Below are 23,994 nucleotides of genomic sequence, written 5' to 3'. Positions count from 1 at the left end.
CATGACAGCAACTGCAATGGCAGCCCCCGGCCTGTGGGCGACCCTCCGGGAAGACCTCGATTGCGTCTTCCAGCGCGACCCGGCCGCCCGCTCGACACTCGAAGTGCTGACCACTTATCCCGGCGTCCATGCCATCCTCACCCACCGCCTGTCGCACCGCCTGTGGCGGGCCGGCTGGCGTTTCCCGGCGCGCCTGCTGTCCTTCGTCGGACGGACGCTGACCAACGTCGATATCCACCCCGGCGCCACCATCGGCCGCCGCTTCTTCATCGACCACGGCGCCTGCGTCGTGATCGGCGAAACGGCTGAAGTCGGCAACGATGTCACCCTTTACCACGGCGTCACGCTCGGTGGCACCTCGTGGAACAAGGGCAAACGCCACCCGACGCTGGCCGACGGTGTCGTCGTCGGCGCCGGCGCCAAGATTCTCGGCCCGATCAGCATCGGCGAACGTGTTCGCGTCGGTGCCAACTCCGTGGTCGTCAAGGACGTGCCGGCCGACCGTACCGTCGTCGGAGTTCCCGGCCGGATCGTCGACACCCGGGTCGGTACGGCACGCCCGGCCAATGGCATCAGCCTCGATCACAATCTGATGCCTGACCCGGTCGCCAAGTCGATCGCCTGCCTGATCGAGCGCATCGAAATCCTCGAAAAGGAACTGGCGGAAGTCCGCCACGAGCCGCCAACCGACCACAGCGGCGAATGCAATACCTGTTCGGCCGGTGACTTGTGCTGCGAGCACGAGTCCATGCACATAGTGAACTGAACCCATGGACCTGCTCGATTTCTCCGACTGCAAGCTCTACTTCGAGGACGAACTGCCCGCCGAGGCCGAACGTCTGATCGCCCAGGCCGCTCAGGATTACGGCGACCCGGCGGCCGAACTCGCCCTGCTGCGCGCCCATCTGCTGGCTCCCGAACACCTGACCGTGCTGGTCAGCCTGTATCGCTACTATTTCTACCAGCATCGCCTCGACGAAGTGCTGATCGTCGCCGACCACGCCAAGCGCGTCTCGGCCCGCCACCTTGGCATCCCCAACGACTGGCGGCTGATCAATGAAGCCCAGCTCGGGTCGGCGGCGACCACCTCCTTCGGCCTGCTCCGTTTCTATTTGCTGGCGCTCAAGGCTGAAAGCGTTGTCCTGCTGCGCCTTGGCCGTATCGCCGAATCGCGCGACCGTCTGACCCGGCTTGCCACGCTGGACAGCCGCGACCACCTGGGCGCCGCCAAACTGCTCGAAGTCATCGACGAGTTCCAGAGCGAAAACCCGGCCCCGGCCGAAGAACTTTCACCAACCCTAGTTGCAGCCTGAGGAAACCATCATGGACGATACCCTGACCCTTGCCGAAGCCATGGAAGACCTGGTTTCTGCTGAAGACTTTCTCGACTATTTCGCGGTCCCCTACGACCCGGCCGTCGTTCATGTGAATCGCCTGCATATCCTGCAGCGCTTCCACGACTACCTGTCGAAACAGGCCCCCAACCTGCCGCCGGAAGAGGAAATGCAGCGCGGCATCTACCGCCTGTGGCTGGAACGCGCCTACCAGGACTTCGTGACCTCGGATTCGCTGACCGAAAAGGTCTTCGCCGTCTTCCAGACCGTTAGCAAGCCCGACGGCGGCATGAGTTCCTTCGTGTCCCTCGACAAGGTATTCCGCCAATGATGAACGCCAAATGGGAGTACGGTGAGGCCGTGCGCCTCACCCGCAACGTCCGCAACGACGGCACCTACCCCGGCCTCGACCCGGGCGACTTTCTCGTGCGCCGCGGCAGCATCGGCTACGTCGTCGATGTCGGAACCTTCTTGCAGGATCAGATCATCTACTCGGTCAACTTCCTCGAAGAAGGCAAGATCGTCGGTTGCCGCGAAGAGGAACTGATTGGAGGTGACGATGAATGGACCCCGTCACGCTTCGAGTTCCGCGAAAAAGTCCGCGCTGCCAAGCAGCTGTCGGTCGGCGGCACGGTTCTCGTCGAACTCGGTGCCGTTGGCGAAGTCATCAAGGTGCTCCGCAATGCCGAAAACGGCGTGACCTATCACATCCACTTCGACAGCCTGCCAGGGCGCGTCCTGCAGATTCCTGAAGCCATCCTCGAACCGCACAAAACCGCGGAGTAAACCAATGCTGAACGGCTACCTTGAACTGAAACTCGCCCACGAACTGTTCAAAAAGGCGCCCGATACGCTGAACGAAACCGAGCTCTCACGGCTCGGCGAAATTGCCGGCAAACAGGCCCGCCTTGAGCAACGTATCCTGGCCAGCGCGGCTGCAGCTCAGGTGGTCGTTCCGGCACCGACCATCGCCACCCGGCTTGAAGAAATCCGCCAGCGCTATGCCAGCCCTGACGACATGACGGCCGATCTCGAACGGATTGGCCTGGACGCCGAGAAACTGGCCGAGGCCGTCGAGCGCGACCTGCGCATCGAAGCCGTTCTCGACAAAGTCGCCTCGGCCGTTCCGCCAGTCACCGAAGTCGACGCGGAAATCTACTATCGCCTCCACCCGGAAGCCTTCGACCGCCCGGAAGCACGCCGCCTTCGCCACATCCTGATCACCTTCTCCAATCCGATAGAAAAGGCCATCGCCGCGAAAACGCTTGAAGACCTACGGTCAACCGGAAAAAACGTCGAAAACTTCAGTCAGGCTGCGCTCCGCCATTCGCAATGCCCGACCGCGATGGAAGGCGGCAAGCTCGGTACCGTCAAGCGCCAGCAGCTCTTCCCGGAACTGGAACCGGCCGCCTTTGAACTCGCCGTTGACGAAGTATCCGAAGTCCTCGAATCACCGATGGGCCTGCACATCCTGCGCTGCGACGAAATCCTGCCCTTCGGCATGATGCCTTTCACCGAAGCCAGCCCGCGCATCATCGAAAAACTCACCGAAAAACGCCGCCGCGAAGCCCAGCGCGACTGGATCAAGGAACAAGCTTAGCTGCGTAACGCAGCAGCATCGGAAAACCTGGGGGCCGGAAAGCATGAAGCCCATGCGTTTTAGACATGGGCTTCTCAGATCTTTGACCAAGGCACTCAAGGCCTAGGTGTTCGGCTATTTGCCGTTGGGGTGTTACTTAGTCTTTCTGTCAAACTGCGGCGGACTATCAACCATAAAGCCTCCAGTCTTCGAATAAAAACCCGGTTCCAACTGCGCTTGCAACTGCTTGGAACTCGATTTCAGAATACTCCTCTGATTCGGAAAGTCCAGCCCGTTTTGCAGATATTTTTCATGGCTGCAAACAGGCAGACAAAGCCGTTCGAAACCTAGGCCAGGCCACCTTCAGCGGCGAGTTGCCGGGGCACCAAAGTACGCTCCGAGACAATCAGTCGCTTCCTGAGCCCCGAGCCTATCTTGCGCTCGACTTCCCACATGGCCAAACCTTTGACCACTGCAACTTGTTCAATGGCTGTTACGACATCACCCAGTTTGGTGCAGAGATACTGAGCACCGCGTTCGATTGAAGACTTCACTTTCATTCGGCCAAATCTCCCGTATGGTTTTGCGTTAATGATCCTGCTGAAGTTACGTCGAGCTTGCTCTGGAGCCACAAAGCGAAACCCTGACTTTCCGGGCTTCGTGGGCATTGATGAAAACGCTTGATTGGCGCCCTTGGCGCTCCCCCTTGGTTTCATCAATTTGAAACATCTTCACACCAACCGGGCGCTGCGACTTTATATCCATTGCAACGCTTTGTATCAGTCTGTAGCAGCGGTTGGCAACGCTGAACTAGGAACTGGTTTTCAGGACTAGGTGCGCACATTTCTCACATGAATCCCAGGGCAAGCAATCGCAAACCTTGGGTAGCTCGACATAATCGGCACCAATATGCACTTTGCCGCTCCCCTGCTGCCTGAACGCTGAATTTTTTATTTGTGGCATGGTGTCGTCGCCAGCGCTGCTCTCATGTGCCGTCGGCGACCATTGGGCAAAAGGCGCCATATCGGGCTGCTGTTCGACGTACCAGATTTTTCGGGCAGCATCCCATCGCGCCCCCAGCTTCTTGGCTTGTTCCTTCTCGGCGAAGGGAACCTTCAAATTTATCCGCATGTCGTTGTCTGTTCATTCAGAAAGTTGGAAGAAGCGCCTTGGCTGCCTCGATCCTGTCGCGAAGGCTGGCCTGCGGATCGTTCATGACAGCCATCAGGAAGCTCTTGGGATCGGTGAAATGGCTGCCCAGACCGGGTGATGATGCCAACTGATCACCGCCAGAATTGACCGGCGCGGCCCGCATGATGGTCAATACCCGTTGGAAATCCTCAGCCTTGACAGGCTCGACCCCGGCGAGCATGGCAGCCTGCTGGTCGAGATCGGGGGCCATTTCCAGCCATGGCTCGTCGATGAACATGCTGCCCATGCTCGGGTCGATAAATGCCGACCAGCGCTCAGTCGGCTCGTTCGCGGTCGGCATCAAGGGCAGGACATTCAGCGAATGGGGGCTTTCACTACCGTCGGCACCTGGTCGGAATTTAAGCCGGGAGACAGGAATATCAGCCAGATACTTGAGTCGGAGCGTACTCAAAAATACTTGAGCCTGCTGCAGCGGCACCGGCTCAAGCAGCGAAAACCAGATTTGATAGCCATCTTCGACAGAAACCGAAATAGCCGGCGCCGGCAAGTCAAAATCCTCTTGAACGCCTTGATAGAGGGCCGCCAACTGCCCCCAATAGCTGCCTCTTGCAAAGCTGATGACCATGGTGCGGACCATTCCGTTCGGGCTGACGAGAGTGAATCCGACCTTGCTCCCGGTTGCCAGACGCTCGGCCAGGGCATCCGTTGTCAGTATTCCTTCCGCAACATAGGCTGGTTCACCGTCATGGTTCGGCTGCCAGGTTTGCCATTCCTGTCCGGGCAGTAAATAGAGCCGCGTCAGTTCTGCAATAAATCTATTCATGTATCTGTATCACCTGAAACAAAGTCTCGTGACTGAAGGGATAGTGCACATACCGCAAGGGTATTGATCCACACAAGCATTTGTATTGGACGGCATGCATAGCCACCTGCATAGTTGAACATTTTGCCGCCAAGCGTTCGGCAAGCTTAAGCAACCCCCCAAGTACATTCAGGGGGTAGGCGCTCACCAGCACCAACGGGACGACATTTTGTCATGGACATACCAAATAACAGCTTTAAAACTGATCTGCGCAAGGGCGAAACCTTGCTTGGCCTGTGGCTCGGGCTTGGTGAAACCTTCAGCGCCGAAATCTGTGCCGGTGCCGGTTTCGACTGGCTGCTGATCGACGGCGAGCACGGCCCCAATGACCTGCGCAGCATTCTGGCCCAACTCCAGGCCATCGAGCCTTATCCTTCACACGCGATCGTCCGCCCGCCGCAAGGCGACCATGTGCTGATCAAGCAACTGCTGGAAACCGGCGTCCAGACCCTGCTCATCCCGATGGTTGAGACAGCGGAGCAAGCCGCCGGACTGGTCCGCGCCATGCGCTATCCCCCGGAAGGCATCCGTGGCGTTGGCGCAGCGCTGGCTCGCGCCTCGCGTTGGGGACGAATCCAGGATTACAGCGCGCAGGCCAACGAGCAGATGTGCCTGTTGCTGCAGGTCGAAACCAAGCTCGGTTACGACAATCTTGACGAGATTCTTGCGGTCGACGGCGTCGACGGCATCTTTTTCGGCGCCGCCGACCTTGCCGCTTCGTATGGCCTGCTCGGCCAATCGAACCATCCGAGCATCGTCCAGGCCATCGAAAGCGGCCTGCAAAAGGCCTGCGCTGCCGGTAAGAGCGGCGGCGTCCTGTGTGGCGACAAAGCCATCGTTCAACGCTACTTCGAGGCCGGCGCCCGCTTCATTGCGGTCGGCGTCGATGCCCTGCTGCTGGCCGCGGCAACGACCAATCTGCGTCAGGAATACCGGCCGGAACCGGGCGGCAAAAGTGCCGCCAACTATTGATCCACGCGCGCGATAATCTGCACTTCGCATCCCGCTGCCGCAGGAACTCGCATGGACAACGGCCATAGATCAACGCTCGACAAAAGCATTCGCCTGCTGCGCCCGAGCGCCCACGACAAACATCGCCTGCCCGACATCGACGACCTCGCCGCGCGCCTGCGTTTCGTCCCGGCCAAGGGCGAAGTCTGGTTCGATGACCGGCGCATGGTGCTGCTCCACAACTCGTCGCTCGGCGCCATCCGCCGCGAACTGATCGAAACGGTCGGCATCGAGAAGGCACGCGGACTGATCACCCGCATGGGCTACCAGTCCGGTACGCGAGACGCCGAAATGGTCCGCCGCATCCGCCCGGACAGCAACGATTTCGATGCCTTCGCCGTCGGCCCGCAGATGCACGCGCTGGAAGGCTTCGTCTCGGTCGAAACGCTGGCCCTCGATGTCGATGTCGAAACCGGGCATTTCTACGGCGAATTCATCTGGCACAACTCGGCCGAGGCCGAGCAGCACATCGCCACCTTCGGCACCAGCAGCGCGCCCGTGTGCTGGCTGCAACAAGGCTACGCCAACGGCTACCTGAGCAGCTTCCTCGGTCGCCAGATGCTGGTCCGCGAAGTCGAGTGCAAGGCCATGGGCTTCCCGACCTGCAAGATCGTCGGCAAGGCGCTCGACCAGTGGGATGACCCGGACGCCGATTTTCGCTATTTGCAGGCGCAGGATTTCGTCCAAAGCCCGAGCAGCAAGAAATTCTCGTTTTCGCGCAGCGCTGCCAGCACCGGCGAGATCAGCGACAAGATTGATCTGGTCGGCGTTTCATCGGGTTTCAATACCGTCTGCCACATGATCCAGCGTGTCGCGCCGACGCGGGCAACGGTGCTCTTTCTCGGTGAAAGCGGTGTCGGCAAGGAGCAGTTCGCGCGCACCCTGCACAACATCAGCGACCGCGCCGAACAGCCCTTCATCGCCATCAACTGCGCCGCCATTCCCGAACAGCTCATCGAATCGGAGCTCTTCGGCGTCGAAAAAGGCGGTTTCAGCGGCGCCAGCCAGTCCCGCCCCGGCCGCTTCGAGCGGGCCGACGGCGGCACCCTCTTCCTCGACGAAATCGGCACGCTGAGCCTGGTCGCCCAGGGCAAGCTGCTACGGGCGCTGCAGGAAGGCGAAATCGAGCGCATTGGCGACACGCGGGTACGCCAGGTCGATGTCCGCGTCGTGGCTGCGACCAACGAAAACCTGCGCGATCTCGTCGAAGCCGGAAAATTCCGCGATGACCTGTTTTATCGGCTCAATGTCTTCCCGGTCAATATCCCGCCGCTGCGCGAGCGCAAGGAGGACATCCTGCTGCTCGTCGAACACTTTCTCAACCGCTACTGCGCCCTGCACAAGCGCAAGGTGACGGGCTTCACCGAGGCGGCGATCGAAGCGCTGCTGCTCTACTCTTGGCCTGGCAATATTCGCGAGCTGGAAAACCTGATCGAACGCGGCGTCATTCTTGCGCCGGAAGATGGGGGGATCGACATCTCGCACCTGTTTACCAGCGGGGAGAATATCCGGCGCGAGCCGGCACGGATCGAAGCTGATGCCCATTCGTTGGAACAGCCAGTCGAGGCAACCAACCTGTCAGCGCAGCTCCGGGAAGCGCTCGCCTCGGGCAAGCTTTCACTGGATAGTCTGGAGGAAGAGGCCATCGGGCAGGCTCTGCATCTGGCGCAGGGGAATGTTTCAGGGGCGGCCAAGATACTTGGTACGACGCGGGCGCGGGTGGCGTATCGGCTATCCGGCCGGAAAGTGGCGCATCCAGCGGGAGAGAAGGGATAGCTGCTGCTATCTTGCTGATTGCTAGGCAGTTGTCCGTTTAATGGGCTTGGGTTTCCGCCCTGCTGGCGGGCGTACTTTCTTCTTGCTTCGCCAAGAAGAAAGTAGCCAAAGAAGAAGGCGACCCTGGGTCGGTGCCGGCTGCGCCGGTTCCCTGTGCTACTCGGAGCTGGCGGGGGCTGCGGAACTCGGGCTTCGCCCTCAGACAGTCCTCGCCCTTTTCCCGCCAGCCCCTGCGTTGCTCGGCACCTCTCAAGGGGCCCGGTGAAACGACCCGGGGTGAAACTGGGTGCCTGAATGACGGATTTCATTTTTTGCCGTTTTTTCCGGTTGACCGTGGGAATCAGTTTTTTGCCCTACATCAGTCGATCCCGGACGCCTTTGGGGCCCCCGTGGAAGGCGCTGAGCAACGCAGGTAGGCCGGGGGGGGGGGGGGGGGGGGGGGGGGGCTTTCGGCGAGGACTGTTTGAGGGCGAAGCCCGAGTTCCGCAGCCGCCCGGCCTTCCGAGTAGCGCAAGGGACCGGCAAAGCCGGCGCCGCCCTCGGGGTCGCCTTTTCTTTGGCTACTTTCTTTTGGCGAAGCAGAAGAAAGTACGCCCGCCAGCAAGGCGGAACCCCATGCCAATTCAGCAGAAAGCCGAATAGCAAAAGCTAAATCAGCCCCTCCTCCCGCAGCGCCGTCTGCACCGCCGGCCGCGCCATAACCCGCTGATGAAAAGCCGCTAGCGTCGGCCAGGGGGCCAGATCGATCTTGACGAATTTGGTCCAGTTAACCACTGTAAAAAGGTAGGCATCGGCCACGCAGAAATTTGCCCCGGTCAGGTAGTCGCGACCGGCCAGCGCCTTTTCAACAAAACCAAACCGCCGTTCGATATTGCTCAAAGCTGCCGCTTTCCCCTCGGCCGAAGCATTCGGATTGAACAGCGGGCTGAAATTCTTGTGCAGTTCGGTGCCGATGAAGGTCAGCCACTCCTGCACCCTTGCCCGTTCGAGCGTTCCAGCTGGCGGCAGCAGCCCGGCCGACGGCTTCTGGTCGGCCAGATACTGGACGATGGCCGGGCCTTCGGTGAGCAGCTGGCCGTCGTCCAGCTCGAGGGCCGGCACGTAGCCCTTGGGATTAATCGCCGTGTAATCGCGGCCATCGGCGGTCAGGTGGGTGGACAATTCGACCCGGACCAATTCGTAGGGCAGGCCTAGTTCGTTGAGCACGATGTGCGGCGAAAGGGAGCAGGCTCCCGTAGCGTAATAAAGTTTCATGTCTTCTCCAGGATTGAGCTGCGCTCGTTGTTCTTGGGGTAAAGCCGGTCGTCGAAATCGTCCAGACGGGGAAAGCAGACAGGGGTGAGATCGTCGAGATGGAGCAGACGTTCCCGATAATCGTCAAGCATCGCCTGCCGCGCTTCGGGTGAAACGTAGGGTACGTGATAGGCGACGTAGGGTGGCAACACGGTGAAGCCGCAATAGGCCAGCGCGCCGCGCATGATGGGGCGCAGCAGGGTGTCCATTTCGCCGTGGATGGCCTCGGGCCCGAACATGTGCGGCTGGCCGCCGAGCGACAGCGCCAGCATGGCCCGCTTGCTGCGCATGCCGCCCTGGTCGTAGAAACGCTTGCCGCCGTAGAAGTGGCCGGAAACGAAAACGCGGTCGATCCAGCCTTTCAGAATGGCCGGCACCGAGAACCAGAAAATGGGGAAATTGAAGATCAGCAGGTCGCACCAGTCGACCTTGGCGATTTCGGCCTGAATATCCGGGGCGATGCTGCCTGACTCGAAGCCCTTGCGTTGTTCCAGCGCATAGACGCAATAGTCCGGATTGGTCGGCTCGGCGAAATCGGCCTGGGAGGCGACGGGGTTCCAGTTCATCGCATAGAGGTCGGAAACCCGGACCTCGTGGCCGGCCTCGGTCAGCGTTTTGACCGCCAAGTCTTTGAGCGCGCTGTTGAAGGACTTGGCCTCGTAGTGGGCGTGGACGATCAGTATTTTCATCAATATCTCCGTTATTACTTTGCTTCGGCAGTCAGGCGGCGCGCCTCGATTTCAGCCTGCCGCAACTCGCTGGCCAGTACGCCACCGATACTCCAGTCCGAAGGTGCGACCGGAACGATACCGCCGCGCACATTGGCGCGCGGCGCGCCGAGAATGTCGACGACGAGATCGGTGAAGCCGGCGAGTAGACGCTGGCGGTCGGCCTGAGAACGGCCCTCGAGGACGATGAAGGAAAAATACGGCGCGACCTGCGCGTGCCGGTTGACCAGTTGGCCACCGATGCAGACGTGCTGCGGCGGGTGTTCAGTGGCGAACACGCGGATGCGCTCGATCGGGCAAGCCAGCACTTCGGCAAACAGCGCGCTGGCTTTGAGCAACAGTGCTTCGACCTGAGCCGGCGCATGCTGCCCCTGGACGAGATGGAAGTTGAGAATCGGCATTTCGATTTTGGCCCTTTTTTACGGTAGACCGTGGCGACGGCCGGAATCGAGCATGAGCGACGAACCGGTCATTGCCGAGGCCTCCGGCGCCAGCAACATTTCGAGCGCCCAGGCTATCTGGCCCGGCTCGGTGAAAGCGCCAATCGACGACTCCGCGCGCATGCTGTCCATGACGGCTTCAACCGTCGTGCCAAGCATCTTGGCGCGATCCGCCGCTACCCGGCGCAAGCGCTCGGTATCGGCCGGGCCGGGCGCGACGAGGTGCGCCGTGATGCCGCGTGCCCCGTAGGCCAGGCTCATCTGGCGCACGACATTGACCAGCGCCGCATTACCGACGCCGGCCGCGGCGGCATAGGCCGTCGGCTCGAAACCGTAATGACCGCCGATGGCGACCAGTCGCGAATTGGGCAACAAATTCCGGTCGACCGCACGCACCAGCCGCAGGAAGCCGCCAACCTTTATATTGACCGCGTCGATCATGGCTTTTGTGTCGATGGTCAGCACGCCGCCCCCCACCGCCACGCCGGGGCCATGGACGACCATGCGCACAGGACCGGGCAACGCGGCCTTGATGACCTCGATGGCAGCATCATCCGAAATGTCGGCCGCACAAGGCACCAGCCCCGGATTCTTCGCGGCCAGATCGGCCAGCGACGAGGCGCTGCGCGCCACGGCGAGCACACCCAGGCCGCGGGCGAGAAAGCGTTCGACCATGACCGAGCCGAAAGCACCGGTGGCACCAACGACGACGACCCATTCCCTGGCTTCAGCCATTTTTCCCTCTCCTCTGTTACCCGCGCCAATCAGGCGGCGGCATCCTTGAGCAGCCCGCGCTCCTTGGCCATGGTCATCGCCGTATCGACGATCATGTCTTCCTGACCACCGATCATTTTCTTGCGGCCCAGTTCGACCAGAATGTCACGCGATGGCACGCCGAAACGCTCAGCAGCCCGCTTGGCGTGGAGCAGGAAGGTCGAATAGACACCGGCAAAGCCTAGCGTCAGGGAAGAGCGGTCGACACGAACCATGTGGTCCATCATCGGCACGATGATGTCCTCGGCCATGTCCATGAGCTTGAACAGGTCGCAACCGGTAACGATGCCCATGCGCTCGCACACCGCGGCAAAGACTTCGAGCGGCGTATTACCGGCCCCGGCTCCGAGCCCGGCCACGGAGGCGTCAATCCGACTGGCTCCTTCCTCAATCGCGGCGATGGAATTGGCAATACCCATACCCATGTTGTGGTGGCCATGGAAGCCGATTTCGGTTTCCGGCTTGAGCACCGCGCGCAGCGCCGCAACTCGCGCCTTGACGTCAGCCGGCAGCATGTAGCCGGCCGAGTCGGTGATGTACACCGTCTGCGCCCCGTAGGACTCCATGAGTTTGCCCTGCTGGGCCAGGCCTTCCGGCGTGTTGAGGTGGGCCATCATCAGGAAGCCGGTGGTGTCCATGCCCAGCTTGCGGGCGAAGGCGATGTGCTGCGGCGAGGTGTCGGCTTCGGTGCAGTGGGTGGCGACGTGCACGCTGCGCGCGCCGCAGTCGTAGGCCGACTTGAGTTCCTTCATCGTGCCGAGGCCGGGAATGAGAAGAACCGACACCACGGCCTGTTTCATCCGCGACGCCACAGCCATGATGTACTCCTCGTTGCTGTGCGGTGCGAAGCCGTGCTGCAACGAATTGCCGCCCATGCCGGCGCCGTGCGTAACCTGAATGTAGGGCACGCCGGCATCGTCGAGCGCCGTGGCGATGGTCACCATCTGCTCGATGCTCATCTGCTCGCGCTTGGCGTGCATGCCGTCGCGCAGGGACATGTCGTGGATGATGATCTTGCGACCCTTGAGATTTTGATCGGCGCTCATTACGCGACCTCCGGTGACTTGAGCTGGATGGTGCCAGCGATGATTTCCTGGGCGAACATTTCGGCCGTGCGCGTCGCGGCTGCGGTCATGATGTCGAGATTGCCGGCGTACTTGGGCAGGTAGTCGCCGAGGCCCGCGACTTCCATGAAGACCGTGACGCGCTTGCCGTCGAACAGCGGGCCGTTAACCAGCCGGTAGCCCGGCACGTACTTCTGCACTTCCTTGATCATCTCGAGCACCGACTCGGTGATCTTTGCTTGGTCGGGCTCGTCGTCGGTCAGACAGGAAATGGTGTTGCGCATCATCATCGGCGGCTCGGCCGGGTTGATGATGGCCAGCGCCTTGCCCTTGCGGGCGCCGCCGACGACTTCGATGGCATTCGAGGTGGTGTAGGTGAATTCATCGAGATTGGCGCGGGTGCCCGGGCCAATCGACTTCGAGGCCAGGCTGGCAACGATCTCGCCATAGCCGACGGCCTGAATGCGCGAGACGGCGAAGACGATGGGAATCGTCGCCTGGCCGGCGCACGAAATCATGTTCACGTTCATCTCGACCTTTTCGGCATGCGCCTTCAAGTTGACCGGCGGCACGCACAGGGGGCCGATGGCGGCCGGCGTCAGGTCGATCATCATGACGCCCAGCTCATTGAGCTTGCGCGAGTTTTCGGCGTGAACGTAGGCGCTGGTCGCATCGAAGGCGATCTGGATATTATCTTCCTGCACGTGCGGCAGCAGGCCATCGACACCGGCTGCGGTGGTTTTCAGGCCCATGTCGCGGGCGCGGGCGAGGCCTTCGGATTCCGGGTCGATACCGACCATCCATACCGGCTCAAGGAAGGGGCTGCGCTGGATCTTGTAGATCAGGTCGGTGCCGATGTTGCCGGAACCGATCAGCGCGCATCTGATTTTTTTCATCGTTTTCTCAATCACTTTTCAGGTGGTTTCGTTGCGCTGGCCGACCATCTGGCCACCAACCGCGAACTGTTCGTCGTTATGTTCGGTAATCAGGATGCGTACCTGGTCCGGCCTGACCTCCAACGTGTCAACCAAAGCGGCAGTCATGGCAGCAACGGCTTTGCGCTTTTTTTCCACGCTGCGGCCAGCCAGCAGGTGCATTTCGATGATGGGCATGTTGTGATCTCCTATTCAATAAAACGCATGGATACGCTGCCCAGCTCCTGGAAGCGCGCCACGATGCTGTCGCCCGGCTTGACCGGAATGGCTTCGGTGATGCCGCCGCTCATGACGAAGCTGCCAGCTGGCAATTCCTCGCCCAGTTCGGCGAGGATATTGACCAGCATGGCGATGGCTTCGGCCGGATGGCCGAGCACGGCGGCCGAGGCGCCAAGGGTGGCGATCTCGCCGTTCTTCTCCATCACGACGCCGAGCGTGCGCAGGTCGATATCGGCCGGATAACGGGCGCGGCCACCACCCACAAAGCGGGCCGAAGAACCGTTGTCGGCGACGACACTGGGCAGATCGAACTTGAAGCCGGAGAAGCGCGAGTCGATGATTTCGACCGCCGGCAGCACGTAGTCGGTGGCATCGAGCACATCCTGCCGCGTGCAGCCCGGGCCTTTGAGCCCCTTCTTCATGACAAAGGCGACTTCACACTCGACGCGCGGGTGGACCAGATCGGAGGTCTTGATGGCCGAGCTTTCCGGACGCGCCATGCGGTCAGTCAGGAAGCCGATGGATGGCACATTGACGCCCATCTGGATCATCTTGGCTTTCGAGGTCAGGCCGGCTTTCCAGCCGACCTGCCGGTGCCCCTGGGCGATGAAGCGGCGACGCAGTTCGAGCTGCACGGCGTAGCCGTCGCCGATGGTCATGTTCGGGTAGTCGTCGGTCAGCTTGGGAATGGCGTAGGCGCCCTGCTGCGCAGCCTCGACGCGATCGCACAGGCGGGCGATGGCGTCGCGGCCGAGTGTGAAGTCCATGCTCATGCTTTGCTCCTTCCGGCGAATTTGACCGAGCAGGTGCCGAGGCCGCCGACCGTGCACACCAGTTCGTCGCCATCGACGACCGGCACGAGGGCCGATTGCGAACCGGAGAGAATCACCTCGCCGGCCTTGAAGGGAATGCCCAACTCACCCAGCGTATTGGCCAACCAGGCAACGGCATTGGCCGGCGAGCCCTGCACGGCAGCGCCGACGCCGGTCGAGAACAGTTCGCCATTCTTCTCCAGCACCATGCCGGCCAGCGTGATGTCCAGCTTGCGCGGGTCACCCTTGGTTTTGCCCAGCACGTAAACACCGCAGGAAGCGTTGTCAGCGACGGTGTCCTGAATCTTGATCTTCCAGTCGGTGATGCGCGAATCGACGATCTCAAAACAGGGCAGCACGTAATCGGTGGCGCGGATGACATCCATCGCCGTGATGCCTGGGCCTTCCAGGTCTGCCTTAAGGACGAAGGCCAGTTCGGCCTCGGCCTTGGGCTGGATCAGCGTGGCGAGATCGATGGTGTCGCCTTCCTGATAGACCATGCCCGAGAGCAGCATGCCGAAGTCGGGCTGATAAACGCCGAGAAAATCCTGCACCGGCTTGCTGGTCGCCCCGATTTTCTTGCCGATGATCGTCTCGCCAGCCTGCACGCGGCGGGCAACGAAACGTTCCTGAATCTGGTAGGCGTCTTCAATCGTGATTTCCGGCTCGCGTTCGAGCAGCGGGCGCACCGGGCGGCAGGCGAGCCAAGCTTCGTAGAGCTCGTCGCCGTAGGCGGTTATCTTTTGTTGGTCCATATTTGGCCTCAGAGCTTCACGCAAATGTTTCTTGTCTCGGTGTAGAACTCGAGCGAGTGCACACCGCCTTCACGCCCGATGCCGGACTGCTTGGAGCCACCGAATGCTGTGCGCAAATCACGCAGGAACCAGCTATTGATCCACGTGATGCCGACTTCGATACGCGCCGCGACACGGTGGGCGCGGGCCAGGTTGGTCGTCCAGATCGTCGTCGCCAGACCGTAGTCGTTGGCGTTGGCCTTGTTGATGACTTCGTCTTCGCTGTCGAAGGGGCTGATGTGGCAGCACGGCCCGAAAACTTCTTCACGCACGACCGATGTCGTTTCCGGCAGGCCGGTCCAGATGGTCGGCTGCACCCAGTGGCCATCAGCCAGATCGGCCGGCATGGTCGGCACTCCCCCGCCGGTCACGACATTGGCGCCTTCGGCCGCCGCCTTGGCGTAGTAGGACATGACCTTCTGCTTGTGCTCGGCGCTGATCAGCGGGCCGTAGTTGGCATTCTTGTCATCCGGACGGCCGAACTTGACGGCTTCGGCCTTGAGCTTGAGCGCCTGGACAAAGCGCTCGAAAATCGGCCGCTCGACATAAACGCGCTCGGTGCCCAGGCAGACCTGCCCGGAATTGAGGAAAGCCGAGCGGAAAATGCCGTCGACCGCTGCATCGAAGTCAGCATCAGCGAAAACGATGCCGGCATTCTTGCCGCCGAGCTCGAAGGACACATCGCGCATGCCTTCGGCGGCGGCCTTCATGATCGCCGTGCCGGTGCGCGTTTCTCCGGTGAAGGTGATGGCATCGACCAGCGGATGCCGGGTCAAAAATTCGCCAGCCGAATTCGGGCCGAAACCCTGGATGACATTGAAGACACCTTTCGGAATACCAACGGTGTTCATCACTTCGCCGAGCAGCGTGGTGGTCAGCGGCGTTTCTTCGGACGGTTTGACGACGACGGTGTTGCCGCAGGCCAGCGCCGGGCCGACTTTCCAGGTCATCAGCAGGAAAGGCGCATTCCACGGGGAGATGACGCCAACCACGCCTTTCGGGACACGGATGGCGTAATTCAACGCACCGGCACCGTCCGGCGTCGCCATCTGGAAGGACTCGCTCGGGACGTTCTTGACGACGTCGGCGAAGACCTTGAAATTGGCCGCGCCGCGCGGAATGAAAACATGGCGCATGACATGGTTGGGCTGGCCGGTATCGGCCATTTCGGCGGCGACGAAGTCCTCGAAGCGGCGGGTGATTTCGTCGGCCACGCCGTAAAGCAGATCGACGCGCTGGTCGGTGGTCAGGCCACCCCAGACGCCATTGCGGGCAGCGTGGGCGGCGCGCACGGCGGCGTCGACGTCGGCCTTGCCGGCCTCGGAAACGTGCGCAATGACTTTGTTGTCGAGTGGAGAACGCTTCTCGAAGGTCTTGCCTTCGCTTCCCTCGACAAACTCACCGTTGATGAAATTCTTGATCAGCTGCACGGTCTCTCCTTGCTTGGCTGCCCGCCGTCGCGGCGAACAGGAATATTGTTCAGTCATCGGGCATGGCCGAGTGGAAATTAGTCTAGGGGTGGGGTGCTGATACCGTCCAATACCTTGTTTCTGGTTTATTGATACCGGTTAGGTATCATTTCCGGTTGACCGTGGGATCGGGGTTGGTTTTATCGGATGGCCTTCGTAATTGGCTTGGGGTTCCGCCCTTGCGGGGCGTCTCACTTTTTCTTGCTTCGCCAAGAAAAAGTAAGCAAAAAGAAGGCGACCCTGGGTCGGTGCCGGCTGCGCCGGTTCCCTGCGCTACTCGGGACAGGCGGGGGCTGCGGAACTCGGGCTTCGCCCTCAGACAGTCCTCGCCCTTTTTCCGCCAGCCCCTGCGTTGCTCGGCACCTCTCAAGGGGCCCGGTGAAACAATCCGTCTTTGAGCTTGGGTGCCTGAATGGCAAATTTCATTTTTGGGCTTTTTTCCCGGTTGACCGTGGAAGTCTGTTTTTTTGCAAAGCGCTTGATCCCGGACGCCTTTGGGGCACCCGTGGAAGGCGCTGAGCAACGCAGGTAGGCCGGGGGCAGTCGGCGAGGACTGTTTGAGGGCGAAGCCCGAGTTCCGCAGCCGCCCGGCCTGCCGAGTAGCGCAAGGGACCGGCAACGCCGGCGCCGCCCTCGGGGTCGCCTTTTCTTTGGCTACTTTCTTTTGGCGAAGCAAAAGAAAGTACGCCCGCCAACAAGGCGGAAACCCATGCCAATAAAACGGGAAATCCCCAAAAATGGGCCGAGCTCAATCCTTGGCAACAGCCGAATCAACAAACCCCATCAGCCCATGCGGCGTCCGCAATAAATCCGCCAACGTATAGCCATCCAGCACCAGAAACATGGCACTCAACGCCTCATTGAGAATACTCGGCAAGCCACAGCCCCCCTGAATCCGGCAGGCGGAATGGCCGGCAAAGCACTCAGCCAGCGCGAAATCGCCTTCGGACTGCCGGATCACTTTGCCAACAACGATCTCGCCGGGCGAACGGGCTAGCCGGATACCGCCGCCCTTGCCGCGCAAGGTCTCGATGTGGCCGTTCAGACCGAGCTGGTGCACCACTTTCATGAGGTGGGCTTTCGAGATGTCGTGGACCGCGGCAATCTCGGCGATGGTGACCAGCCGGTCGCTTTGCCCGCCGAGATACATCAGGACGCGCAGGCTGTAATCGGAAAAGGTACTCAGGCGCATGGCTGTTTATAAGATGTATTGAAAATATTGCTTAGGCCGGATTTGGTTGGTAGCATCAAGATTCATTTTATTTATATCTTATGCCTGCCTGCGGCGCAATCCGTTTGCATGGGCATCCCCGGAAAGACTATGGCCGAGCAGTCCCCGCGAAAAATCATCAACATCAAGCCCGTTGTCGATCCCGACGCCAAGGTTTACCCCCGTTCGATCAGCGGCCCCTACACCCGCTGGCGCTGGGTTTTCGTCTGGCTGACCCAGATCATTTTCTACGGCCTGTGCTGGCTGCCCTGGCACGGTCGGCAGGCCGTGCTGTTCGACATCGACACCCGCAAGTTCTATTTCTTCGACCTCGTTCTCTGGCCGCAGGACACGATTTATCTCGTCCTGCTCATGATCCTCGGCGCCTTCACGCTCTTCCTGTTTACCGCCGTGGCCGGGCGATTGTGGTGCGGCTATACCTGCCCGCAGACGGTCTATACCGAGATTTTCCTGTGGTTCGAGAAGATGATCGAGGGTGAGCGCCCACAACGCATCAAGCTCGATGCCGCGCCGTGGTCGGCCCGTAAAGTTGCCCTCAAGAGCGCCAAGCACGCGACGTGGCTGCTCTTTTCGCTATGGACCGGGATCACTTTCGTCGGCTATTTCATGCCGATCCGCGACCTGGTCAATGACCTGATCACGCTCTCGCCCGGTGCCTGGTCGGCCTTCTGGGTCGTCTTCTACGCCTTCGCCACTTATGGCAACGCCGGTTTCCTGCGCGACCAGATGTGCCGGCAGATCTGCCCCTACGCCCGCTTCCAGTTCGTCATGTTCGACCCCGACACGCTGATCATCGCCTACGACACGGCGCGCGGCGATGCACGCGGCCCGCGCGCCAAGGGGGCCGATCCGAAGGCCCTCGGGCTCGGCGACTGCGTCGATTGCGGCATCTGCGTCCAGGTCTGCCCGACCGGCATCGATATTCGCAACGGTCTGCAGAACGAGTGCATCGGCTGCGCCGCCTGCATTGATGCCTGCGATCAGGTGATGGACAAGATGAATTACCCACGAGGCCTGATCCGTTATTCGACCGAAAACGCCGTCACCATGCGCTACACGACGATGGAAATCATTCGCCGCGCCGCCCGGCCGCGGGTCATCATTTACACGGCGATCCTCGTCGCGCTGACCACGGCCATGGCCTGGTCGCTTGCCACGCGGATTCCGCTGAAAGTCAATGTCCTGAAAGACCGCAACGTACTGTCACGCGAAGCCGATGACGGCTCGATCGAAAACGCCTATCGCCTGCAGATCATGAATACCGGCGATCAGACGCGCAAATTCACGATCAGCATCGGCGGCATCGACGGCGCGCGACTGGCCAGCAACAGCGAAATCACCGTTCCGGGTGGCGAGATCGGCACCCAGACAGCCATCGTCAGCGCCGAGCCGGGGGCCACGCCGTCGGGCGCGGCGCCGATCACCTTCAGCGTGGCCGACGTGGCCGATCCGAAGGTCGCCGTCACGGAGAGTTCGAAATTCTGGATGCCTTGAGCCTAGAATGAAGCATCAATGATCAGATCTCCGAAAGGAAGCGCATCATGAATAACGAAAAGCTCAAGACGCTCATCACCTCGCCGCTACCGTTCTTTGGCGTCACCGAACAGGGTGACGTGCTGGCCCGCTACGTGCCGTATGGCCCGGTGTTTCGCTGGAGCTGGAACCAGATGATCCCGATGCCGGTGCAGGGCAGCGACCTGATCTGGCTGCTCCATGCGGCGCACGAGGAAGAGCATTCGATCACCGACACGGAAAAGCCCAAGAGCAGTAACAGCCAGTAAGCGGCGCGCGCTGGCTCAGGCCGGCTGGCGCATCTGCGCGGCGAGCCACTGGCCGATGGCCCAGACCTCTTCCAGACAGACCGAATGCGGCATCGGGTATTCGTGCCATTCGGGCGCATAGCCGCGGTCGATCAGCAAATCCCGGGCGGCCAGGCCAAGCGTTGGCGAAACAACATCGTCGGCCGTGCCATGAGCGGCGAAGATCGGGATATTGCGGTTGGCGCCGGCTGAGTCTTCACCAAGCAGCGCCGGCGACGGAATATAGGTCGACAAGGCGATGAGCCCGGCCAGTTTTTCCGGATGGGTCAGCGCCGTCGTGTAGGCCACCGCCCCGCCCTGCGAGAAGCCGGCGAGAAAGATACGGTCAACCGGAATTCCCCGGCTTTTTTCACGATCGATCAGGCGCCGCACGGCTTCGCGGGAGGTGATGATCCCCGCCTCGTCGATCCGCCGACTGGTGCTGTCGAGCGAAATGATGTCGTACCAGGCGCGCATGACGTAGCCGCCATTGCAGGTCACCGCCATGTAGGGCGCGTGGGGGAAGATGAAACGAACGGCCGGCGATGCGGCCAGACCGAGTTCGGGGACAACCGGCACGAAATCCGAGCCGTCGGCACCCAGACCATGCAGCCAGATCACCGCGTATTGGGGCTGGGCGGCGGTTTCGACCTCAAGCGGTGGCATGTCGATTTCCATGGGGCTCTCCTCGCGTTCGTCAGGCGGCCAGTATGCGGAAACTGGCGCGACATGACCAGCAAGTATCAGCCCGCGCCAGCCTCGTGCGGCAGACGCAGGTAAAACTCGGTGGCTTGTTCGCCAACACGCACAGCGATTTCGCCGCCATGGGCGAGCACGATGGAGCGGGCGATGGCTAGGCCGAGTCCGGTGCCCTCAGAACGTGAATCGAGCCGGACAAAGCGGTCAAAGACCCGGTGCAGCGCCTCGGCCGGGATCGGTTGCCCGGTGTTGGCAATGGATAGTTCCGCCATGCCGTCGACCGCCCCGACCTTGACGACAATCGAACCGCCAGCCGGCGTGTGATGAATGGCATTGACCAGCACATTGCCGATGGCCCGTTCCAGCATCAGGCGGTCGCCATTCACCGTGATGTCGTCGCCGACCAGTTGCAGGCTAACGTTCTCGGTGAGCAATCCGTAGTACTCGATCAGCCGTTCGCACAGCGGGCGTAGCGCCAGCGGCTCAGTCTGCGGCACGAGCAGGCCGTGGTCGGCCTTGGCCAGCAGCAGCATGTCGGCGATGATCCGCGCCAGGCGTTCATATTCCTCGAGGTTAGAGGCCAGCAGGTCGCGGTATTCATCGACATGGCGCGCCTTGCTCAGCGACACCTCGGTCTGCATGCGCAGGCTGTGGATCGGCGTGCGCAACTCGTGGGCGAGATCGGCCGAGAAATCCGACAGGCGTTTGAAGGAATCCTCGAGCCGGCCAAGCATGGCGTTGAAGGCGGTGACCAGTTCAGCCAGTTCCGGCGGCACATTCTGTTCCGGGATGCGTTCGGCCAACTGCCCGGCCGAAATGCGGCCGGCGGCGCGGGCGATGGCGCGCACGGGGTGCAAGCCGCGGCGCACGACCAACGCGCCGACAAGTGCGGTGAGCAGCGCGGCTGCCAGAATGGCGAAGCGGAAATCGCGCTGCAGCTCATCAAGAAAATCGGTGTGATGACGAATGTCGCGGGCGACGACGACATGCGCCGTTTCACCCCAGGCGGTCTCCATGTCGGCGGCGATCACGCGATATTCGGCATCGCCCAACGCCAGCCGGACCGGCGTCCGCCCCAGCGCGACATTCGCGGCGCTCAGCGGCTCGGCCAGTTCGGGCGTCGGCCATTTGAAAATTGGCCCTTTTTTCCGGTTGACCGTAACAATCACCCCATGCTCGCCGATCAGGGCGTCACCCAGGCGCGCGGCAAAAGCCTCAGGCGTTTTTTCCTGCGTGCCGACATGGCCGATCAGCGCCAGCTTGCCGAACAGGTCGTGGGCATCGAGTTCAGCCATGTGGGCATCGGCGGCGCGGCTGAAATAGACGCCAAGCGCCGCAAAAACCACCGTTGCCAGCAGCGCGAAGGCCAGCGACAGTCGCAGCGCAATCGAATGCCGCCAGTCGGCCACGATCAGCGGATTTCCATGACGTAACCCATGCCGCGCAGGGTGTGGATCAGCTTGGGCGAGAAATCGTCATCGACCTTGGCGCGCAGACGGCGGATGGCGACTTCTACGACGTTGGTGTCGGAATCGAAATTCATGTCCCAGACCTGCGAAGCGATGAAACTGCGCGCCAACACCTCGCCCTGCCGACGCAGGAAGAGCTCGAGCAGCGCGAACTCCTTGGCCGTCAGGTCGATGCGCTGGCCGGCCCGGGTAGCCCGGCGCTTCAGCACATCGAGTTCGAGATCGGCAATGCTCAGGCTCCCGGCCTCCCGGGCCCTACCCCGACGCAGCAACGTGCGGACGCGGGCAAGCAATTCCGAAAAGGCGAAAGGCTTGACCAGATAGTCGTCGGCGCCCAGTTCCAACCCCTTGACCCGATCCTCGACCTGATCACGAGCCGTCAGAAACAACACCGGCAAATCACGCCCCGCCGCGCGCAAGGTTTTCAACACCTGCCAGCCATCCAGCCCCGGCAGATTGACGTCAAGGATCAGCAGGTCGTAGTCGCCAGCCAGCCCCTCATGCATGCCATCCAGCCCGTTGCGCACCAGATCGGCCGTGAAACCAGCCTCGGAAAGCCCCTGTTTAAGGTAATCGCCAGTCTTCGCTTCGTCTTCGACGATGAGGATTTTCATGCCGGCATTTTGCCCGAGATGGCGGCGAGTTGTCTGGCGACGCGGGCGTCAAAAATTGGAGTGTTCGCAAAAGCGGGGGCTACCGGGCAAAAATGTGCCCAAAGCGGTAGTTGGCGAATTAGAAAAGCTGTCGTTCAGTAACTTGGAAATGAGTGGACTGCCCAGCTTTTTTCGCATATCCGCTCGACTGAGGGGCTAGGACACCTGGCTCTCTACCGTTGAAGCTGACCAATTAGTAAGTTCCAATAGCGCACAAAGTATGCGATGAGTTTGGCCTTCAAGGTGATGCTCGAAGAGAATGGAAATTGATTCATGTGTTTGATGGAATTTCTGTTGATATTCGTGCTTGCGTCCTTCTAGGACAACAGTAACGTACGGGCCATAGAGAACCTCCGTGATGACCTGGGGGTATAGCGGCCCACATGTTCCTCCGTCGTGGAGCGTAACGGTATGGTGCAGATAGCGATGCTGATATTTTCGGATGAATTCAGTCGCAGTCTTTGCCGACCATGATGACCAATAAAGCGAATGATCATTTTCTTGGGACCACAGTGTGTATTCGTTTCGTCCGATGGTGACAAACGCACGATTTCTTGCTTTTGCTGTTTCAACTTCATGCGAAGTGGCGTCGTAGCACAACGGGAGCCTTGAGACGGGAAACAGCGATCCAAGAATCATTGCTAAATGGGCACGCTGCATAGCCAAGTTAAACAAGTAGCAACGGAGACTCATATTGTCCTAACAATTAATAGGCAGCCCCGTGAGGCCGCCATGTCTTTTGTTTGCCAATTTACTTACGAAAAAGAAGACAGGTGACCAAGTATCTATTCGTTTTGGATTTATCTCAAGGCCAATGTCAGCTTCGCGCTTATGTACATGAAAGACCGCAATTGGCCGGATGCCGTCCAGTACCCCTCATAAATAGCCCCCAGCAGCAGAACCCAATCCTCCCGATTACAAACTTGTAATCCTGCCGTCAGGCGCCTGACGGCAGCCGCAGCGCACAATCGCCGCATCCATCCTCCAAGGAACCGCCATGCGCCTGCTGCTTGCCCTCATGCTCTCCCTCAGCCTCCCCGCTTTCGCCCAGCACGATCATGGCGCGCACAAGTCGGCTGCTGTTCAATCTGCGCCGTTGAGCGATGGCGTGGTCAAGAAGATCGATGCCAAGGCCGGTGAGGTCGTCATCCAGCATGGTCAGCTCGACAGCATCGGCATGCCGCCGATGACCATGGCTTTTGGCGTTGCCGACAAGGCGTGGCTGGGCAAGCTCAAGGCCGGTGACAAGATCAGGTTCGCGGCCGAGATGAAGGGCGGCAACGCCATTGTCAGCCGCTACGAGATGGCCAAGTAAGCGCATCGCCGATGCCTGACATCATCCCCAACTGGCACCCGGCAGTTGTTCATTTTCCGATAGCCCTTGCCGTCACGGCCACGCTGCTCTTGCTGCTTGGCCGGTTGCGGCCGGCCAATCCGACTTTTACGGCCAGCGGTCGCCTGCTGGTCCTTTTCGCCGCCCTGAGTGCCGTGCTGGCGGCGGCGCTCGGCTGGTATGCCTTCCAGACGGTTGAACACGACGGTGCCGGTCATCTGGTCATGCTCCGCCATCGCAACTGGGCGCTGACCGGCACGGCCGGGCTGATTGCGCTGGCCGTCTGGGATGGCCTGCGCCAACGCGCGGAACGCCCACCGCACGGGGCATTGCTGCCGATCATGCTGGTGCTTTCGGCCAGCTTGGGGGTGACCGGCTGGCTGGGCGGCGAAATGGTTTATCGGCATGGCATCGGCGTCTCGGCCTCGGCTTTCGCTGCGCCGGAAGTGGTGGCGCCGACGGTGGCAGAGCAGCCGGTGGCTACGCCTGAAACGGTTGCCGAAACGCCAGCCCCCGCCCCCGGCGAGCACATTCACAAGGATGGCAAACGCCATCGCCATTGAGGCTG

28 protein-coding genes are annotated in these 23,994 nt (G+C 61.0%); 11 read left to right on the top strand and 17 right to left on the bottom strand.

The window, feature by feature from the left end:
- Position 1: 1 nt before the first annotated feature.
- The 5 genes from cysE to nifM are packed head-to-tail and all read left to right on the top strand — an operon-like array spanning position 2 to position 2,934.
- A complete protein-coding gene (cysE, locus tag KI610_RS08695; RefSeq protein WP_226498248.1) occupies positions 2–766 on the top strand; it encodes a serine O-acetyltransferase in 765 nt (254 codons plus the stop codon).
- A gap of 4 nt (positions 767–770) precedes the next feature.
- Positions 771–1,313, top strand: coding sequence for a hypothetical protein (locus KI610_RS08690; protein ID WP_226498247.1), 543 nt, complete (start codon positions 771–773; stop codon positions 1,311–1,313).
- Between the two features lie 10 nt (positions 1,314–1,323).
- On the top strand, positions 1,324–1,665 hold the full coding sequence (gene nifW, locus KI610_RS08685; RefSeq protein ID WP_226498246.1) for a nitrogenase-stabilizing/protective protein NifW: 342 nt from the start codon (positions 1,324–1,326) through the stop codon (positions 1,663–1,665).
- The gene (locus KI610_RS08680; protein WP_226498245.1) at positions 1,662–2,120 is read left to right on the top strand and encodes a nitrogen fixation protein NifZ; all 459 of its coding nucleotides are present in this window, start codon (positions 1,662–1,664) and stop codon (positions 2,118–2,120) included. The genes nifW and KI610_RS08680 overlap by 4 nt, the downstream gene beginning before the upstream one ends.
- A 4-nt stretch (positions 2,121–2,124) precedes the next feature.
- Complete coding sequence (gene nifM, locus KI610_RS08675) at positions 2,125–2,934, top strand: nitrogen fixation protein NifM (RefSeq protein ID WP_226498244.1); 810 nt, start codon at positions 2,125–2,127, stop codon at positions 2,932–2,934.
- Positions 2,935–3,260: 326 nt separating this feature from the next.
- Here nifM and KI610_RS08670 read toward each other — a convergent pair whose 3' ends face one another.
- The 3 genes from KI610_RS08670 to KI610_RS08660 form a co-directional block, all read right to left on the bottom strand.
- Positions 3,261–3,473, bottom strand: a complete 213-nt coding sequence (locus tag KI610_RS08670) for a hypothetical protein (protein WP_226498243.1) — start codon at positions 3,471–3,473, stop codon at positions 3,261–3,263.
- Positions 3,474–3,723: 250 nt separating this feature from the next.
- Entirely contained in the window at positions 3,724–4,032 is a 309-nt protein-coding gene (locus tag KI610_RS08665) for a DUF5710 domain-containing protein (protein ID WP_319004219.1), read from the bottom strand.
- Between the two features lie 28 nt (positions 4,033–4,060).
- On the bottom strand, positions 4,061–4,888 hold the full coding sequence (locus KI610_RS08660) for a hypothetical protein (RefSeq protein WP_226498241.1): 828 nt from the start codon (positions 4,886–4,888) through the stop codon (positions 4,061–4,063).
- 213 nt (positions 4,889–5,101) lie between these two features.
- Between KI610_RS08660 and KI610_RS08655 the strand changes: the two genes are divergently transcribed.
- Together KI610_RS08655 and KI610_RS08650 are read left to right on the top strand one after the other, a co-directional pair.
- Positions 5,102–5,899, top strand: coding sequence for an aldolase/citrate lyase family protein (locus tag KI610_RS08655; protein ID WP_226498240.1), 798 nt, complete (start codon positions 5,102–5,104; stop codon positions 5,897–5,899).
- Positions 5,900–5,950: 51 nt separating this feature from the next.
- Complete coding sequence (locus tag KI610_RS08650) at positions 5,951–7,714, top strand: sigma-54-dependent Fis family transcriptional regulator (protein ID WP_226498239.1); 1,764 nt, start codon at positions 5,951–5,953, stop codon at positions 7,712–7,714.
- A 648-nt stretch (positions 7,715–8,362) separates the two neighbouring features.
- Here the strand turns inward: KI610_RS08650 and gstA are convergent.
- From gstA to KI610_RS08595, 11 genes are all read right to left on the bottom strand, one after another.
- Complete coding sequence (gene gstA, locus KI610_RS08645; protein WP_226498238.1) at positions 8,363–8,968, bottom strand: glutathione transferase GstA; 606 nt, start codon at positions 8,966–8,968, stop codon at positions 8,363–8,365.
- Positions 8,965–9,696, bottom strand: coding sequence for an NAD(P)H-dependent oxidoreductase (locus KI610_RS08640; protein WP_226498237.1), 732 nt, complete (start codon positions 9,694–9,696; stop codon positions 8,965–8,967). The genes gstA and KI610_RS08640 overlap by 4 nt, the downstream gene beginning before the upstream one ends.
- 14 nt (positions 9,697–9,710) lie before the next feature.
- Positions 9,711–10,136, bottom strand: a complete 426-nt coding sequence (locus KI610_RS08635) for a tautomerase family protein (RefSeq protein WP_226498236.1) — start codon at positions 10,134–10,136, stop codon at positions 9,711–9,713.
- Positions 10,137–10,154: 18 nt separating this feature from the next.
- Positions 10,155–10,910 carry an SDR family oxidoreductase gene (locus KI610_RS08630; protein WP_226498235.1) on the bottom strand — a complete coding sequence of 252 codons (756 nt, stop codon included), beginning with the start codon at positions 10,908–10,910 and terminating at the stop codon, positions 10,155–10,157.
- A gap of 29 nt (positions 10,911–10,939) precedes the next feature.
- Entirely contained in the window at positions 10,940–11,995 is a 1,056-nt protein-coding gene (gene dmpG / locus KI610_RS08625; protein ID WP_226498234.1) for a 4-hydroxy-2-oxovalerate aldolase, read from the bottom strand.
- Positions 11,995–12,909, bottom strand: a complete 915-nt coding sequence (locus tag KI610_RS08620) for an acetaldehyde dehydrogenase (acetylating) (RefSeq protein WP_226498233.1) — start codon at positions 12,907–12,909, stop codon at positions 11,995–11,997. Before KI610_RS08620 ends, dmpG begins: the two co-directional genes overlap by 1 nt.
- Positions 12,910–12,927: 18 nt before the next feature.
- A complete protein-coding gene (locus KI610_RS08615) occupies positions 12,928–13,125 on the bottom strand; it encodes a tautomerase family protein (protein WP_226498232.1) in 198 nt (65 codons plus the stop codon).
- Between the two features lie 11 nt (positions 13,126–13,136).
- Positions 13,137–13,940, bottom strand: coding sequence for a 2-oxo-3-hexenedioate decarboxylase (dmpH, locus tag KI610_RS08610; protein WP_226498231.1), 804 nt, complete (start codon positions 13,938–13,940; stop codon positions 13,137–13,139).
- Positions 13,937–14,734, bottom strand: a complete 798-nt coding sequence (dmpE, locus tag KI610_RS08605) for a 2-oxopent-4-enoate hydratase (RefSeq protein WP_226498230.1) — start codon at positions 14,732–14,734, stop codon at positions 13,937–13,939. The genes dmpH and dmpE overlap by 4 nt, the downstream gene beginning before the upstream one ends.
- An 8-nt stretch (positions 14,735–14,742) precedes the next feature.
- A complete protein-coding gene (locus KI610_RS08600) occupies positions 14,743–16,203 on the bottom strand; it encodes a 2-hydroxymuconic semialdehyde dehydrogenase (protein ID WP_226498229.1) in 1,461 nt (486 codons plus the stop codon).
- 787 nt (positions 16,204–16,990) lie between these two features.
- Entirely contained in the window at positions 16,991–17,434 is a 444-nt protein-coding gene (locus KI610_RS08595; protein ID WP_226498228.1) for an RrF2 family transcriptional regulator, read from the bottom strand.
- Positions 17,435–17,563: 129 nt separating this feature from the next.
- Here KI610_RS08595 and ccoG point away from each other — a divergent pair, with 129 nt between their 5' ends.
- Both ccoG and KI610_RS08585 read left to right on the top strand, forming a co-directional pair.
- On the top strand, positions 17,564–18,967 hold the full coding sequence (gene ccoG / locus KI610_RS08590; protein WP_226498227.1) for a cytochrome c oxidase accessory protein CcoG: 1,404 nt from the start codon (positions 17,564–17,566) through the stop codon (positions 18,965–18,967).
- 47 nt (positions 18,968–19,014) lie between these two features.
- Positions 19,015–19,254: a hypothetical protein gene (locus KI610_RS08585; RefSeq protein ID WP_226498226.1), complete on the top strand. Its 240-nt coding sequence runs from the start codon at positions 19,015–19,017 to the stop codon at positions 19,252–19,254.
- A 15-nt stretch (positions 19,255–19,269) separates the two neighbouring features.
- Here KI610_RS08585 and KI610_RS08580 read toward each other — a convergent pair whose 3' ends face one another.
- The 3 genes from KI610_RS08580 to KI610_RS08570 form a co-directional block, all read right to left on the bottom strand.
- On the bottom strand, positions 19,270–19,950 hold the full coding sequence (locus KI610_RS08580) for an alpha/beta hydrolase (protein ID WP_226498225.1): 681 nt from the start codon (positions 19,948–19,950) through the stop codon (positions 19,270–19,272).
- A gap of 65 nt (positions 19,951–20,015) precedes the next feature.
- The gene (locus KI610_RS08575; protein WP_226498224.1) at positions 20,016–21,380 is read right to left on the bottom strand and encodes a heavy metal sensor histidine kinase; all 1,365 of its coding nucleotides are present in this window, start codon (positions 21,378–21,380) and stop codon (positions 20,016–20,018) included.
- A gap of 2 nt (positions 21,381–21,382) precedes the next feature.
- Positions 21,383–22,054 (bottom strand): heavy metal response regulator transcription factor, encoded by a 672-nt coding sequence (locus KI610_RS08570; RefSeq protein WP_226498223.1) that lies wholly within the window; start codon positions 22,052–22,054, stop codon positions 21,383–21,385.
- 1,036 nt (positions 22,055–23,090) lie between these two features.
- Here KI610_RS08570 and KI610_RS08565 point away from each other — a divergent pair.
- Both KI610_RS08565 and KI610_RS08560 read left to right on the top strand, forming a co-directional pair.
- Positions 23,091–23,408, top strand: a complete 318-nt coding sequence (locus KI610_RS08565; RefSeq protein ID WP_226498222.1) for a copper-binding protein — start codon at positions 23,091–23,093, stop codon at positions 23,406–23,408.
- Between the two features lie 11 nt (positions 23,409–23,419).
- Positions 23,420–23,989: a DUF2231 domain-containing protein gene (locus KI610_RS08560; RefSeq protein WP_226498221.1), complete on the top strand. Its 570-nt coding sequence runs from the start codon at positions 23,420–23,422 to the stop codon at positions 23,987–23,989.
- Positions 23,990–23,994: the final 5 nt, after the last annotated feature.

The sequence above is a fragment of the Ferribacterium limneticum genome (assembly GCF_020510565.1).
Classification (GTDB): domain Bacteria; phylum Pseudomonadota; class Gammaproteobacteria; order Burkholderiales; family Rhodocyclaceae; genus Azonexus; species Azonexus limneticus_B.
This window is presented reverse-complemented; position numbering and strand designations above follow the sequence as displayed.

Bases quoted from the DNA above. Each gene is read 5' to 3' on its own strand.
- cysE (WP_226498248.1), top strand. From the start codon at position 2: ATGACAGCAACTGCAATGGCAGCCCCCGGCCTGTGGGCGACCCTCCGG.
- KI610_RS08690 (WP_226498247.1), top strand. From the start codon at position 771: ATGGACCTGCTCGATTTCTCCGACTGCAAGCTCTACTTCGAGGACGAA.
- nifW (WP_226498246.1), top strand. From the start codon at position 1,324: ATGGACGATACCCTGACCCTTGCCGAAGCCATGGAAGACCTGGTTTCT.
- KI610_RS08680 (WP_226498245.1), top strand. From the start codon at position 1,662: ATGATGAACGCCAAATGGGAGTACGGTGAGGCCGTGCGCCTCACCCGC.
- nifM (WP_226498244.1), top strand. From the start codon at position 2,125: ATGCTGAACGGCTACCTTGAACTGAAACTCGCCCACGAACTGTTCAAA.
- KI610_RS08670 (WP_226498243.1), bottom strand. From the start codon at position 3,473: ATGAAAGTGAAGTCTTCAATCGAACGCGGTGCTCAGTATCTCTGCACC.
- KI610_RS08660 (WP_226498241.1), bottom strand. From the start codon at position 4,888: ATGAATAGATTTATTGCAGAACTGACGCGGCTCTATTTACTGCCCGGA.
- KI610_RS08655 (WP_226498240.1), top strand. From the start codon at position 5,102: ATGGACATACCAAATAACAGCTTTAAAACTGATCTGCGCAAGGGCGAA.
- KI610_RS08650 (WP_226498239.1), top strand. From the start codon at position 5,951: ATGGACAACGGCCATAGATCAACGCTCGACAAAAGCATTCGCCTGCTG.
- gstA (WP_226498238.1), bottom strand. From the start codon at position 8,968: ATGAAACTTTATTACGCTACGGGAGCCTGCTCCCTTTCGCCGCACATC.
- KI610_RS08640 (WP_226498237.1), bottom strand. From the start codon at position 9,696: ATGAAAATACTGATCGTCCACGCCCACTACGAGGCCAAGTCCTTCAAC.
- KI610_RS08635 (WP_226498236.1), bottom strand. From the start codon at position 10,136: ATGCCGATTCTCAACTTCCATCTCGTCCAGGGGCAGCATGCGCCGGCT.
- KI610_RS08630 (WP_226498235.1), bottom strand. From the start codon at position 10,910: ATGGCTGAAGCCAGGGAATGGGTCGTCGTCGTTGGTGCCACCGGTGCT.
- dmpG (WP_226498234.1), bottom strand. From the start codon at position 11,995: ATGAGCGCCGATCAAAATCTCAAGGGTCGCAAGATCATCATCCACGAC.
- KI610_RS08620 (WP_226498233.1), bottom strand. From the start codon at position 12,909: ATGAAAAAAATCAGATGCGCGCTGATCGGTTCCGGCAACATCGGCACC.
- KI610_RS08615 (WP_226498232.1), bottom strand. From the start codon at position 13,125: ATGCCCATCATCGAAATGCACCTGCTGGCTGGCCGCAGCGTGGAAAAA.
- dmpH (WP_226498231.1), bottom strand. From the start codon at position 13,940: ATGAGCATGGACTTCACACTCGGCCGCGACGCCATCGCCCGCCTGTGC.
- dmpE (WP_226498230.1), bottom strand. From the start codon at position 14,734: ATGGACCAACAAAAGATAACCGCCTACGGCGACGAGCTCTACGAAGCT.
- KI610_RS08595 (WP_226498228.1), bottom strand. From the start codon at position 17,434: ATGCGCCTGAGTACCTTTTCCGATTACAGCCTGCGCGTCCTGATGTAT.
- ccoG (WP_226498227.1), top strand. From the start codon at position 17,564: ATGGCCGAGCAGTCCCCGCGAAAAATCATCAACATCAAGCCCGTTGTC.
- KI610_RS08585 (WP_226498226.1), top strand. From the start codon at position 19,015: ATGAATAACGAAAAGCTCAAGACGCTCATCACCTCGCCGCTACCGTTC.
- KI610_RS08580 (WP_226498225.1), bottom strand. From the start codon at position 19,950: ATGGAAATCGACATGCCACCGCTTGAGGTCGAAACCGCCGCCCAGCCC.
- KI610_RS08570 (WP_226498223.1), bottom strand. From the start codon at position 22,054: ATGAAAATCCTCATCGTCGAAGACGAAGCGAAGACTGGCGATTACCTT.
- KI610_RS08565 (WP_226498222.1), top strand. From the start codon at position 23,091: ATGCGCCTGCTGCTTGCCCTCATGCTCTCCCTCAGCCTCCCCGCTTTC.
- KI610_RS08560 (WP_226498221.1), top strand. From the start codon at position 23,420: ATGCCTGACATCATCCCCAACTGGCACCCGGCAGTTGTTCATTTTCCG.